This window comes from Streptomyces sp. KM273126 (assembly GCF_004337435.2).
Taxonomy (GTDB): Bacteria; Actinomycetota; Actinomycetes; order Streptomycetales; family Streptomycetaceae; genus Streptomyces; species Streptomyces acidicola.
The window spans coordinates 1,144,904-1,157,564 of the sequence record NZ_SJXB02000002.1 but is presented as its reverse complement, the minus strand read 5'-3'; the positions used below and the strand labels follow the sequence as shown (position 1 = coordinate 1,157,564).

The 12,661-nt window shown below is 71.6% G+C and carries 11 protein-coding genes; 7 read left to right on the top strand and 4 right to left on the bottom strand.

Features of this window, described 5'->3' with window-relative positions; all coding sequences use genetic code 11:
• Positions 1-89: 89 nt before the first annotated feature.
• Together argH and E0500_RS35650 are read right to left on the bottom strand one after the other, a co-directional pair.
• Positions 90-1,523 carry an argininosuccinate lyase gene (gene argH, locus E0500_RS35655; protein WP_131568366.1) on the bottom strand — a complete coding sequence of 478 codons (1,434 nt, stop codon included), beginning with the start codon at positions 1,521-1,523 and terminating at the stop codon, positions 90-92.
• Positions 1,524-1,656: 133 nt separating this feature from the next.
• A complete protein-coding gene (locus tag E0500_RS35650) occupies positions 1,657-2,859 on the bottom strand; it encodes an argininosuccinate synthase (RefSeq protein WP_131568368.1) in 1,203 nt (400 codons plus the stop codon).
• Between the two features lie 351 nt (positions 2,860-3,210).
• On the opposite strand from E0500_RS35650, the gene E0500_RS35645 reads away from it, so the two are divergent.
• The 3 genes from E0500_RS35645 to E0500_RS35635 all read left to right on the top strand — a co-directional run bounded on the left by E0500_RS35645 (position 3,211) and on the right by E0500_RS35635 (position 5,728).
• On the top strand, positions 3,211-4,146 hold the full coding sequence (locus tag E0500_RS35645) for a hypothetical protein (protein ID WP_181587344.1): 936 nt from the start codon (positions 3,211-3,213) through the stop codon (positions 4,144-4,146).
• A gap of 295 nt (positions 4,147-4,441) precedes the next feature.
• On the top strand, positions 4,442-5,029 hold the full coding sequence (locus E0500_RS35640) for a pyridoxamine 5'-phosphate oxidase family protein (protein ID WP_131571452.1): 588 nt from the start codon (positions 4,442-4,444) through the stop codon (positions 5,027-5,029).
• A 3-nt stretch (positions 5,030-5,032) separates the two neighbouring features.
• A complete protein-coding gene (locus E0500_RS35635) occupies positions 5,033-5,728 on the top strand; it encodes a L,D-transpeptidase (protein ID WP_131571449.1) in 696 nt (231 codons plus the stop codon).
• A 48-nt stretch (positions 5,729-5,776) separates the two neighbouring features.
• Here the strand turns inward: E0500_RS35635 and E0500_RS35630 are convergent, their stop codons facing one another.
• Positions 5,777-7,291, bottom strand: a complete 1,515-nt coding sequence (locus tag E0500_RS35630) for a HAMP domain-containing sensor histidine kinase (protein WP_309505275.1) — start codon at positions 7,289-7,291, stop codon at positions 5,777-5,779.
• Positions 7,288-8,025 carry a response regulator transcription factor gene (locus E0500_RS35625; protein ID WP_131571446.1) on the bottom strand — a complete coding sequence of 246 codons (738 nt, stop codon included), beginning with the start codon at positions 8,023-8,025 and terminating at the stop codon, positions 7,288-7,290. Before E0500_RS35625 ends, E0500_RS35630 begins: the two co-directional genes overlap by 4 nt.
• Before the next feature lie 128 nt (positions 8,026-8,153).
• On the opposite strand from E0500_RS35625, the gene E0500_RS35620 reads away from it, so the two are divergent.
• From E0500_RS35620 to E0500_RS35605, 4 genes are all read left to right on the top strand, one after another.
• Positions 8,154-9,512, top strand: coding sequence for a ferric reductase-like transmembrane domain-containing protein (locus E0500_RS35620; protein WP_399120590.1), 1,359 nt, complete (start codon positions 8,154-8,156; stop codon positions 9,510-9,512).
• Positions 9,513-9,519: 7 nt separating this feature from the next.
• On the top strand, positions 9,520-9,999 hold the full coding sequence (locus tag E0500_RS35615; RefSeq protein WP_131571443.1) for an FMN-binding protein: 480 nt from the start codon (positions 9,520-9,522) through the stop codon (positions 9,997-9,999).
• A gap of 76 nt (positions 10,000-10,075) precedes the next feature.
• Positions 10,076-11,458: a ferric reductase-like transmembrane domain-containing protein gene (locus E0500_RS35610; protein WP_165935236.1), complete on the top strand. Its 1,383-nt coding sequence runs from the start codon at positions 10,076-10,078 to the stop codon at positions 11,456-11,458.
• Positions 11,459-11,512: 54 nt separating this feature from the next.
• On the top strand, positions 11,513-12,631 hold the full coding sequence (locus E0500_RS35605) for an FMN-binding protein (protein WP_181587343.1): 1,119 nt from the start codon (positions 11,513-11,515) through the stop codon (positions 12,629-12,631).
• Positions 12,632-12,661 lie beyond the last annotated feature (30 nt).

Sequence of the window (12,661 nt, the reverse complement as noted above, 5' to 3'; positions counted from 1 at the left end):
CTGGTTCGCACGGGCTCTGGCGGGTGCGGCTCCGTCGTGGCTTGTCGCGCCCACGCGGCGGAGCCGCACATTGTCACAGCCCCGCGCCCCTACGGCTTGGCCTTGGCTGTCGCCCACGCGTGCTGCGCCGCCACGTCCGCCTTGACCTCGGCGAGCTGGACGGCGACCGCACTGGGGGCCGTCCCGCCGCGTCCGTTGCGGGAGGCGAGGGCGCCCGGCACGTTGAGCACCGAGCGGACCTCGGGGGTCAGATGGGCCGAGATCTTCGCGAACTGGTCGTCGGTCAGCTCGTCCAGCTCCTTGCCCTCGGCCTCGGCGGCCTTGACGCACTCGCCGGCGACCTCGTGCGCGACACGGAAGGGCACGCCCTGCTTGACCAGCCACTCGGCGATGTCGGTGGCGAGGGAGAACCCGGCCGGGGCCAGCTCCTCCATGCGCTCGCGATGGACGGTCAGCGTGGCCATCATGCCGGTGAACGCGGGGAGCAGGACCTCCAGCTGGTCGATGGAGTCGAAGACCGGCTCCTTGTCCTCCTGGAGGTCGCGGTTGTAGGCGAGGGGCAGGGCCTTGAGGGTCGCCATCAGGCCCGTGAGGTTGCCGATGAGACGGCCGCTCTTGCCGCGGGCCAGCTCCGCGATGTCCGGGTTCTTCTTCTGCGGCATGATCGACGAGCCCGTCGAGAACGCGTCGTGCAGGGTCACGAAGGAGAACTCCTTCGTGTTCCAGATGATGACCTCCTCGGCGATCCGGGAGAGGTTCACGCCGATCATCGCGGTGATGAAGGCGAACTCGGCGACGAAGTCACGGGAGGCCGTGCCGTCGATGGAGTTGCCCGAACTGCCGTGCTCGAAGCCGAGGTCCTTGGCGACCGCCTCCGGGTCGAGCCCGAGGGAGGAGCCCGCGAGAGCGCCCGAGCCGTACGGCGACACGGCCGTCCGCTCGTCCCACTGGCGCAGCCGCTCGGCGTCCCGGGACAGCGACTGGACATGCGCGAGGACATGGTGGGCGAAGAGCACCGGCTGGGCGTGCTGGAGGTGGGTGCGGCCCGGCATGGCGACGTCCGGGTGGGCCTCGGCCAGGCCGACCAGGGCGTCCTGGAGCTCGGCGATCAGACCGCCGACGGTGCGGGCGTGGTCGCGCAGGTACATGCGGAACAGGGTCGCGACCTGGTCGTTGCGGGACCGGCCGGCGCGCAGCTTGCCGCCCAGGTCGGCGCCGAGGCGCTCCAGCAGGCCGCGCTCCAGGGCGGTGTGGACGTCCTCGTCGGCGATGGTGCCCACGAAGGAGCCGTCGGCGACGTCCGCTTCGAGCTGGTCGAGGCCGGCGATCATCCGCGTCAGCTCGTCCTGGGTGAGCAGGCCCGCCTTGTGCAGCACGCGCGCGTGGGCACGCGAACCGGCGATGTCGTACGGCGCGAGCCGCCAGTCGAAGTGGACGGAGGCGGACAGCCTGGCCAGGGCCTCGGCGGGACCGTCGGCGAAACGGCCGCCCCAGAGCCGTACGTCACCGCTGTTGCTGCTCACTTGCGTTGCTCCTCGAAGGGTGTGGATGTGCCGCCGCCTCCTCACGGCGTGAGTGAGGAGGCGGTTGTCAGGCTAGTGCGTGTCGGGTGCCCTCAGGCCCCCTGACCGGTACGGGTCCTACGCCAGGTCCGCGTCAGGCTCCGCCTGCAAGATCACGCCGCGCCGCGATCTTCGACGACAGGCTGTAGATGTCGATGAAGCCCTTGGCCGCGGACTGGTCGAACGTGTCGCCGGTGTCGTAGGTGGCGAGGCTGAAGTCGTAGAGCGAGGACTCGGAGCGCCGGCCGGTGACGACGGCTCGGCCGCCGTGGAGGGTCATCCGGATGTCGCCGTCGACCTGCTGGTTGGCCTCGTTGATGAAGCCGTCCAGGGCGCGCTTGAGCGGGGAGAACCACTGGCCGTCGTAGACGAGTTCGCCCCAGCGCCGCTCGACCTGCCGCTTGTAGCGGGCGAGTTCGCGCTCGACGGTGACGTTCTCCAGCTCCTGGTGGGCGGTGATCAGGGCGATGGCGCCCGGAGCCTCGTACACCTCACGGGACTTGATGCCGACCAGGCGGTCCTCGACCATGTCGATCCGGCCGATGCCCTGGGCGCCCGCGCGTTCGTTGAGCTGCTGGATGGCCTGGAGGACGGTGACGGGCCTGCCGTCGATCGCGACAGGGACACCCGCCTTGAAGGAGATGATGACCTCGTCGGCCTCGCGTGGCGTGGCGGGGTTCTGCGTGTACTCGTAGATGTCCTCGATCGGGCCGTTCCAGATGTCCTCCAGGAAACCCGTCTCGACGGCGCGTCCGAAGACGTTCTGGTCGATGGAGTACGGGGACTTCTTGGTGGTCGCGATCGGGAGCTTCTTCTCCTCGCAGAACGCGATCGCCTTGTCGCGCGTCATCGCGTAGTCACGGACGGGGGCGATGCACTTGAGGTCGGGGGCGAGGGCGACGATGCCGGCCTCGAAGCGGACCTGGTCGTTGCCCTTGCCGGTGCAGCCGTGGGCGACGGTGGCGGCGCCGTGCTTCCTGGCGGCGGCGACGAGGTGCTTGACGATCGTCGGCCGGGAAAGCGCGGAGACCAGCGGGTAACGGTCCATGTAGAGGGCGTTGGCCTTGATCGCCGGGAGGCAGTACTCCTCGGCGAACTCGTCCCGGGCGTCCGCGACCTCGGCCTCGACGGCACCGCAGGCGAGCGCGCGCTTGCGGATGACGTCCAGGTCCTCGCCGCCCTGGCCGACGTCGACCGCGACGGCGATGACCTCGGCGCCCGTCTCCTCGGCGATCCAGCCGATGGCGACGGAGGTGTCCAGACCGCCCGAGTAGGCGAGTACGACGCGCTCGGTCACGGGTTTCTCCTCCTGCTGCAGTCGTCATGCCACATCGCTGATGTGCATGAGTATGCAGAGGTCTGCATGATTCGTCAATCTGGGGTGCGTGACGCGGCTGCGGGCACATCCGGGCCGGGGGCGGGCTTTCGGGCGCCGACCTGGGCATTCGCGCACATCCGCGGCGTCGGGCACGGCCGGCCCGAAAGAAGTTGAACGAAACTTCGGAAGCCGTTGAACGATGGAATGCGCTTTCTCGTACCTCTCCCCGAACGCAGGCGCCGCGTTTGTAAGCAGAGGAACCAGAGGACCGGGCCGTTTCCGCTGACCGACGGACGGCCCCCACCCCCCGACCCCGAGTGAGGCATCCGCATGTCCAGGGCTCTTCCGAAGTACCACAAGCGCCGCGTCTTCATGATCGGCGGCGCCGCCGCTGTGGTGTTGTCAGGGGCGGTGATCGCCGGGTCCGCCTTGGCCGGGGAGACGTCCCAGAGCAATGACGGCGCGTCGGCCAACGCCGCACCCGGCACGATCAGCTGCCCGGCCGTGGAGGGCTCCCTGCCGGAGATCCCCGCCTCCGCTCAGGCCGAGGTCGACAGCAACCTCGCGCTCCTCGACACCCAGATCCAGGAAGCCAACCAGCGACTCGTCGACACCGTCGGCCAGGGCGGCGCCAACTTCGTCCAGAACGCCATCCTCGGCCCCCTCGAGGACAAGCGCGTCGCCGCCCTCAACCGCATCGAGACCGCCATCGGCCGCGCCGCCGAGAAGCCCGAGGGCCTCGAAGCCCTCGCCGCCTGCACCCTCGACGCCGCCGGGGGCGCGGCGGCCGGCGAGGATGCGGGAGCCGGCGGGGACGCTGCGGCCGAGCCGGGCGGGGCGGCAGGTGACGCGGCCGGCGGTGCCGCCGCGGGGGAGGCGGGTGACGCCGGAAACGCCGGCGGTGCCGCTGACGCGGGCGACGCCGCGGGTGGCGGTGCCGCGGACGCCGGCGACGCAGCAGGCGCTGGTGCCGCGGGCACGATCAGCTGCCCGGCGGTGGAGGGCTCGCTGCCGGAGATCCCCGCCTCCGCTCAGGCCGAGGTCGACAGCAACCTCGCGCTCCTCGACACCCAGATCCAGGAAGCCAACCAGCGACTCGTCGACACCGTCGGCCAGGGCGGCGCCAACTTCGTCCAGAACGCCATCCTCGGCCCCCTCGAGGACAAGCGCGTCGCCGCCCTCAACCGCATCGAGACCGCCATCGGCCGCGCCGCCGAGAAGCCCGAGGGCCTCGAAGCCCTCGCCGCCTGCGAGCTGAACCAGTAACAAGGCTGCCGTGGCCGCCCCGCGCGCCGGCCGGGGCGGCCACGGCGTGGTTCCGCCGGAACCACGACCGCGGGTCTGCCAGACCGCACGTCTGCCGGACCGGGCATCCGCCGGACCGTTCGTCCGGCGGACCGTTCGTCCGGCGGACCGTTCGTCCGGCGGACCGTTCGTCCGGCGGACCGTTCGTCCGGCGGACCGCCCGTCTGACGGACCGCCCGTCTGACGGATCATGCGTCCGCCGACAGCACGGCAAATCGTTAGACAGCCGAAAGGTTTTCCCGGACAATCGTTTGACATGGGAAAGACCTATGAGCGCATCGACGGCCGCCTGCGTACATTCATCGAGGCCCAGCCCGTCTTCTTCACGGCGACCGCTCCCCTCTCCGCCGACGGCACGGTCAACCTCTCCCCCAAGGGCCTCAAGGGCTCCTTCGCGGTGATCGACGAGCTGACCGTCGCCTACCTGGACTTCGCCGGCAGCAACGCCGAGACCATCGCCCATCTGCGCGAGAACGGCCGCATCACCCTCATGTGGTGTGCCTTCCAAGGCCCGCCGAACATCGTCCGCGTACACGGCCGCGGCGAGCCCGTCTTCCGTGACGACCCGCGCTTCCCCGATCTGCTCGCGCACTTCCCCGACATCGACCCGACCATGCACGGCCTGCGCGCGATCATCGTCGTACGGGCCGACCTCGTGCGCGACTCCTGCGGCTACGCGGTGCCCTTCATGACGTACGACGAGGACCGTGACCTGCACGGCAAGCGCTTCGCGCGGGAGGACGACGCCTCGCTCAGCGCCTACTTCGCCAAGAAGGAGCACATAGCGACGAGCCTGGATGGCCTACCCGGGCTGCCGCTGCCGCTGCCTCCCTCTAGCGTCTGAGGCATGCGCCCTGCCGTAGCCGCCGTCCTCGCCGCCGCCTCCCTCGTGCTCGGTGCCGCGCCCCCGGGCCAGGCGCCCCTCCCCGAGCGGATGGCCGACACCGGGGGCGGCACCCAGCTGATCACCGCCGAGGCCTCGGACACCTCGTCGACGACGGGCACGGTCACGTGGTGGGACCGGCGCGACGGCGGTTGGGTGGAGGCGGGTTCCGCCGCCGCGCGCTTCGGCGCCAAGGGGCTGGCCGAGGGCGGCTCCCGCAAGCAGGGGACCAACACGACGCCCACCGGCCTGTACGACCTCCCGTACGCCTTCGGGATCGAGGAGGCGCCCGACGGCACCACGGCCCCGTACCGCCGTGTCCGACAGGACTCCTGGTGGTGCCAGGACAACGAGTCCCGCTCCTACAACCGCTGGACCGAGCCCCTCGCCGCCGACTGCCGCGCCACCGAGTCCGAGCACCTCGTCACCTACGGCACGCAGTACGCGTACGCCTACGTCATCGGCTTCAACTACGCCCAGCCGGTGCGGGAGCGCGGCGCCGGCATCTTCCTGCACGTCAACGGGAAGGGGCCGACGGCGGGTTGTGTCTCGGTGCCGCGGGACGCGATGCGGCGGATCCTCGCCTGGGCCGACCCGGGGCGGGGGCCGCACATCGCGATCGGCACGACGAGCGGGCCCACGGCGATCACCCGGTACTAGCGGGTCTGAAGGGTCACCCGGCCTGAAGGGGCACCCGGGTCTGAAGGGTCACTCCGTGCCGGCGGGCAGCCGTACCGTGAACGTCGTCGATCCCGGCCTGCTGTCCAGGGTGACGCCGCCTCCGTGTGCCTCCGTCACCGCCGCCACGATCGACAGGCCGAGGCCCGCACCGGCGCCGGAGCCCGCCGTACGGCGACGGTCGGCGCGGGCGAAGCGTTCGAAGACACTGTGCCGGACCTCGTCGGGCACGCCCGGCCCGTCGTCGTGGACCTTCAGGACGGCCTCGGCGGCACCGGGCTCCAGGGACACGGTCACCTTGGTACCGGCGGGCGTGTGGGCGCGCGCGTTGGCCAGCAGGTTGGCCAGTAGCTGGTGGAGCCGGTGGGCGTCGCCCGGCACCGTGACGGGTTCCTCGGGCAGCTCCAGCGCCCAGCCGTGACCCGGTCCGGCGGCTCGCGCGTCCGTGACCGCGTCGAGGACCAGACGCGTGAGGTCCACGGGGTCCCGCTCCAGCGGCCGGCCCGCGTCGAGGCGGGCCAGCAGCAGCAGGTCGTCGACCATCTCGCCCATGCGTGCCGACTCGGCGGCGATGCGTTCGAGCGCCCGCGTGACCTTCGGGGGCACGGGGCCGGGGTGCAGCAGGGCGAGCTCGGCGTGCCCGCGCACGGACGCCACCGGGGTGCGCAGCTCGTGGCTGGCGTCGGCGGCGAAACTGCGCAGCCGCTCCTCGCTCGCGTGGCGCTTGGTCAGGGCGTCCTCGACATGGCCGAGCATCCGGTTGAAGGCGGTGGCGACCCGCCCCACCTCGCCGTGCGGGTCGGACTCGGGGGCCCGTGGGGGCAGGGCCACGTCGCCGCTGGCCAGAGGGAGTTCGCTGACCCGGGTCGCGGTCGCGGTGACCCGCCCGAGCGGGCGCAGCGACCAGCGCACCCACACGGCACCCGCGAGCCCTGTGGTCACCAGGGCGGCGCCGAAGACGATCGTGGCGACCATCTCCAGGCGGCGGACGGCGGTGTCCACCGGTTCCAAGGGCAGCCCCGTGATCAGTACGTCGCCGTCCGCGCCCTTGTCGGCGACGACCCGGTACTCGTTCAGGGACGACAGGTCGACGGTGTGGCCCCTGCCGTCGACCGGGAGGGCGACGAGTGCCGCCTCGTCCTTCGTGGTCAGGGTGACGTCCAGGCCCGTGGTGGAGTCGCCGGGGCGCACCACCGCCGCGCTGGTGACCGCGCCGTCGGCCAGACGGGCGCCGAACGTGCCCGTCGCCATTCTGCGGGTGTCCCCGTGTTCGTCGCCGTCGTGGTCGGACCGGCGGGTCCGTTCGTTGTGCTCCAGGCTCTCCGGGAAGCGGACCCCGGCCTCACTGAGCTGCTGGTCGACTCGGCCGGTGAGGAAGTGTTCCAGCTCGACCACGGCGGCGACGCCGACCGCGGCGCAACTGACGGTGAGGAGCACCACCAGTCCGGCGGTGAGCCGTGCCCGCAGGGTGCGGGGCCAGGGCAGCCGTGACGCCCGTCGCCCCACCGCCCGCACGCACCCGCGCAGCCACGCCCCCCGCTTCACCGGGCCACCGGTTTGAGCACGTACCCGGCGCCCCGCACCGTGTGGATCATGGGCGGCCGGCCGGCGTCCACCTTCTTGCGCAGGTAGGAGATGTACAGCTCCACGACGTGGGCCTGGCCGCCGAAGTCGTACGACCAGACCCGGTCGAGGATCTGCGTCTTGCTGAGCACCCGCCTCGGGTTGCGCATCAGGAAGCGCAGCAGCTCGAACTCGGTCGGGGACAGCTCGATCAGCTCGCCGGCCCGGGTCACCTCACGGGCCTCCTCGTCCATGGCGAGGTCACCGACGACCAGCCGGGGGCCCTCCTCCAGCTGCCGGGCCATGCCCGCGCGGCGCAGCAGTCCGCGCAGCCGGGCGACGACCTCCTCCAGGCTGAACGGTTTGGTCACGTAGTCGTCGCCGCCCGCGGTGATGCCCGCGATGCGGTCCTCGACGGCGTCCCGGGCGGTCAGGAAGAGCACGCAGACGTCCGGTCGCACCGCGTGCAGGGAGCGCAGCACGGCGAAGCCGTCGGTGTCCGGGAGCATCACGTCGAGGACGACGGCGTCGGGCAGCAGCTCGCGGGCCCCGGCGACGGCCGACGCGCCGTCGCCGGCGGTCCGCACCTCCCAGCCCTCGTAGCGCAGGGCGCCGGAGAGCACCTCGGCGAGGTCCGGGTCGTCGTCGACGACGAGGACGCGGACGGGGGTGCCGTCGGGGCGGGTGAGGGCCGGGCGGCCGGAGCGTGCGTTCATGGCGCCTTCCAGCATCACCCCTGCCGGGAGTGTTCCGCGACGCCTCACGCTCTGAGTTTCCTCTGAAGGCGCTGGTCGCGGCCGTCACTCAGAGCCCGCTCAGAGGTTCGGGCGGCACAGTTCCGGCCATGACGACGTCCATGAGCACGCCCATGGCTCCGCCGCAGCATCCGCCTCCCACGGTGGCCCGGCGTTCTCCCGCAGGCCCCCTGCTGGGGCTCGTCTGGGCCGGGGCCGCGGCCGTCGTCGCCCTGTGGTGGCAGGACACCGGCTCGGTCGTGGGCGCGGCGGGCTGGCTGACCGGGGCGGGACGGATCACGGGGCTGCTGTCGGGGTACGCCTGTGCGGTGCTGGTCGGGCTGATGGCGCGGGTCCCGCTGCTGGAGCGGCGGATCGGCTCGGACCGGGTGGCACGCTGGCACGCGAGAGCGGGCCGGTACACGCTCTGTCTGCTGGTGGCCCATGTGGTGCTGATCCTCGCCGGGTACGCCGCGCAGGACGGCTTCTCGATCCTGCGCGAGACGGTTTCGGTGGTCCTCGACTACCCGGAGATGCTCAAGGCCACCGCAGGCACCGTGCTCCTGTTCGCGGTGGGGGTCACCTCAATGCGTGCCGTACGCCGCCGGGTCCGCCACGAGTTCTGGTACTACGTGCACCTGCTGACGTACGCCGCCGTCTTCCTCGCGTTCGGCCACCAGCTCGCGCTCGGCGCCGACTTCACCGGCAACGAGCTGGCGCAGTTCGCCTGGTACGCGCTCTACCTGGGCGTGGCGGCTCTGGTCGTGTGGTTCCGCGTCCTGACGCCGATACGCCTCAACCTGCGGCACCGGTTGCGGGTGGAGGCCGTGTACGAGGAGGCGCCCGGTGTGTTGTCGGTCGTCATGCGCGGCCGGCGGCTGGACGAGCTGGGGGCGCTGCCGGGGCAGTTCTTCCGCTGGCGGTTCCTCGCGCGGGGGCTGCGCCGCACCTCCACGCCGTACTCCCTGTCCGCTCCGCCCCGGCAGGACCGGCTGCGCATCACGGTCAAGGCGCTCGGCGACCACAGCGCGGCCGTCTCCCTGCTGCGGCCGGGCACCCGCGTGTGGGCGGAGGGCCCGTACGGGTCGCTGACCGCCGAGCGGCGCACCGCGTCCAAGTCGTTGCTGATCGCGGGCGGGGTCGGCATCACTCCGCTGCGCGCGCTGTTCGAGACGCTGCCCGGTGACGTCACCCTCCTCTACCGGGCACGCACGGCCGAGGACCTCGCCCTGGGCGGCGAACTGGAGGCCATCGCACAGTGGCGCGGAGCGCGCCTGCTCTACGCGCTCAACGGTCCGCAGGGGCGTCCGGACCTGACCTCCGGGTCCCTGCGGGCGGCCGTGCCCGACATCGCCGAACGTGACGTGTACCTGTGCGGTCCGCACGGGCTCGCCCAGGAGTTGTACGAGGCGCTGCGCACCGCCGGGGTGCCGGACCGCCGTATCCACCACGAGTCGTTCGAACTGTGAGGCCGACGTGCACGCGCTGAAGAAGAACCGTCCGCTGCGCCGCATCGTGCTGACCAGCGCGGCCACCGTCTCGGGGGTGGTGCTGCTGCTGTCGCTGAAGCCGCACACGGCACCGGCCCTGGCCTCGCCGTCGCCGTCGCCGTCACCGTCGACCGGCGCCGTCGCCTCGCCCGCTCCGTCAGGCAGCGCGTCGAACGGAGCGGCCACGGGCACGCGCACCGCCACCGGGGAGGCGGCGCAGACCCGGTACGGGCCCGTGCAGGTCCGCGTCACGGTGAAGGACGGCAGGCTCACCGACGTCACGGCGGTGACGTATCCCCAGAGCAGCCCCAGGGACCAGCGGATCAACGGCTACGCCGTGCCCCTGCTGGGCAGAGAGGCGCTCAGCGCGCAGAGCGCCAACATCGACGCGGTCTCCGGAGCCACTTACACGAGTGAGGGTTACCGCCAGTCACTTCAGTCCGCGCTGGACTCCCTTGGCCGCTGAACACTCGGGCACCGCGGCACGTATCTCAGGGCCAAGGGATACGCCCCACTCCCTTGCCCGCCACCACGGAGGAACCGTGACCACCACGATCGCAGGCGGCCGCGCCGCGCGGCGCCAGACGATGCGCCGTATCCGCCCCCGACGCTCCCCCGCCGTCCCGCTGTTGCTCGCCGTCTTCGCGGGCGCCGCCGGAGTGATCTGGCTGTGGTGGAGCAACACGCCGTCCCTCGCGGACACCGCCAGCAAGTGGCTGGCCGCGGGCCGGATCACCGGGCTCCTCGCCGGGTACCTGATGGCGCTGGTCGTGTTGCAGATGGCCCGGGTGCCCGCGCTGGAGCGCCGGGTCGGCTCGGACCGGGTGGCGCGCTGGCACGCGATGAGCGGGCGGTACACGCTCTCCCTGGTCGTCGCCCACGTCGTGATGACGATGTACGGGTACGCCCTCCAGGCAGGTCTCACGTTCGGCGACATCGTGCAGCAGACGATCGACTCGGTCAACCAGCTGCCTGACATGGGCAAGGCCGCGATCGGCACCGGCGTCCTGGTGTTCATCGGGCTGATCTCGATGGGGCCCGTGCGGCGGCGGATTCCGTACGACCTGTGGTACCACGTCCACCTGCTGACGTACGTGGCCACGTTCATGACGTTCTGGCACCAGCTGTCCACGGGCAACGAGTTCGTGGTGGAACCCATCGCGAAGACCGTCTGGTACGCCCTGTACGGGACGGTGACGGCGCTGGTGGTGTGGTACCGGATCCTCACGCCGATCCGGCTGAACATGCGGCACCGGCTGCGCGTCGAGGCGGTCATCGAGGAGGCACCCGGGGTCGCGTCGGTGCTGATGAGCGGGCGGAAGCTGCACCGGATGGGCGCGGAGGCCGGACACTTCTTCCGCTGGCGGTTCCTCGCGCCGGGCATGCGGTTCAGCTCGCACCCGTACTCGCTGTCGGCGGCGCCCCGCCCCAACATGCTGCGCATCACGGTGAAGGCGGCCGGCAACCACAGCTCGGCGCTGCGCGATCTGGCGCCCGGCACCCGGGTGTGGGCCGAGGGCCCGTACGGGGCGATGACGGCGGGCAAGCGCAGCCGCGGCAAGGTGCTGCTGGTGGCCGGCGGCGTGGGCATCACACCGATGCGGGCGCTGTTCGAGACGCTGCCCGCCGCGGCCGGAGACCTGACGCTGCTGTACCGGGCCAACAGCACCCAGGATCTGGCGCTGTGGGACGAGCTGGCGTCGATCGCCGAGGAGCGCGGGGCCCGGCTGATGTACGCGGTGAACAGCCCCGAGGGGGAGCGCCCCGACATCTCGCCGGACACGCTGCGCCGCAAGATCCCCGACATCGACGAACACGACGTCTTCATGTGCGGGCCGCCCGGGTTCGCCCAGCAGGTGTACGAGGCGCTGCGCGGTGCGGGTGTGCCGACGCGCCGCATCCATCACGAGTCGTTCGAGATGTGAGCGACCGGAAGCACGGGACTTACGCGACCTATCGGAGCTAGGAGCTCAGGAGCGATGAAGAAGAGCCATCCCATTCGGCGTGTCCTGCTCGCCAGCGCCGCCACCGTGTCCGGCATCGTGCTGCTGCTGACGCTGAAGCCGTCGTCGGACCCGACTGCCGCTGGGGAGTCGGTCGCGCCCCAGGGGTCTGCGGGTGCCCAGGCCATCGGCAACGGCCGGACACAGACGCTGACGGGTGATGTCGAGCAGACGGAGTACGGGCCCGTCCAGGTCCGCATCACCGTCAGCGGCGGCAAGATCACCAAGGCCGACGCCGTACAGAAACCCGAAGGCGGCCGCTCCACCCAGATCAGCGGCGACTCCGTCCCCAAACTCAACGAGGCGGCCGTCGCCGCGGGCAGCGCCGAGATCGACGCGGTCTCCGGCGCCACCTACACCAGCGCCGGCTACAAGAAGTCCCTCCAGTCGGCCATCGACAAGGCCGGCAGTGGCGGTGGGCAGGGCTCGGGCAGCGCACAGGCCCAGACCGTCACGGGTGATGTCGAGCAGACGGAGTACGGGCCCGTCCAGGTCCGCATCACCGTCAGCGGCGGCAAGATCACCAAGGCCGAGGCGGTACAGAAACCGGAGGGCGGCCGCTCCACCCAGATCAGCGGAAATTCCGTACCGAAGCTCAACCAGGCGGCGGTGACGGCGGGCAGCGCCGAGATCGACGCGGTCTCCGGTGCCACGTACACCAGCGCCGGCTACAAGAAGTCGTTGCAGTCCGCTCTCGACAAGGCCAAGAGCGCGCAGGGCTCGGGGGCCCAGGAGTCCGGTGGCCAGGAGGCGGGCACCGGGCAGGAGTCGGGCTCCGCGGAGGCCGGGGCCGGGGCTGGGGCGGGCAGTGCGCAGGCACAGGGCGAGACGGTCCAGGGCGAGGTCGTCAAGACGGAGTACGGGCCGGTCCAGGTCCGTGTCACTGTCAGCAACGGCAAGATCACCAAGGCCGAGGCCGTGCAGATGCCCCAGGGCGGCCGTTCCACCCAGGTCAGCGGCAACGCCATACCGAAGCTCAACCAGGAAGCCGTCGCAGCAGGGAGTGCCGACATTGATGCCGTCTCCGGTGCCACCTACACGAGCGCGGGCTACAAGAAGTCCCTCCAGTCCGCCCTGGACAACGCCGGTGGCTGAGCCCTCCGAGACCCCGGCGCCGACGCAACT

Coding starts and splice junctions, on each gene's coding strand:
- E0500_RS35645 (WP_181587344.1), top strand. CDS start 3,211: ATGTCCAGGGCTCTTCCGAAGTACCACAAGCGCCGCGTCTTCATGATC.
- E0500_RS35640 (WP_131571452.1), top strand. CDS start 4,442: ATGGGAAAGACCTATGAGCGCATCGACGGCCGCCTGCGTACATTCATC.
- E0500_RS35635 (WP_131571449.1), top strand. CDS start 5,033: ATGCGCCCTGCCGTAGCCGCCGTCCTCGCCGCCGCCTCCCTCGTGCTC.
- E0500_RS35625 (WP_131571446.1), bottom strand. CDS start 8,025: ATGAACGCACGCTCCGGCCGCCCGGCCCTCACCCGCCCCGACGGCACC.
- E0500_RS35620 (WP_399120590.1), top strand. CDS start 8,154: ATGACGACGTCCATGAGCACGCCCATGGCTCCGCCGCAGCATCCGCCT.
- E0500_RS35605 (WP_181587343.1), top strand. CDS start 11,513: ATGAAGAAGAGCCATCCCATTCGGCGTGTCCTGCTCGCCAGCGCCGCC.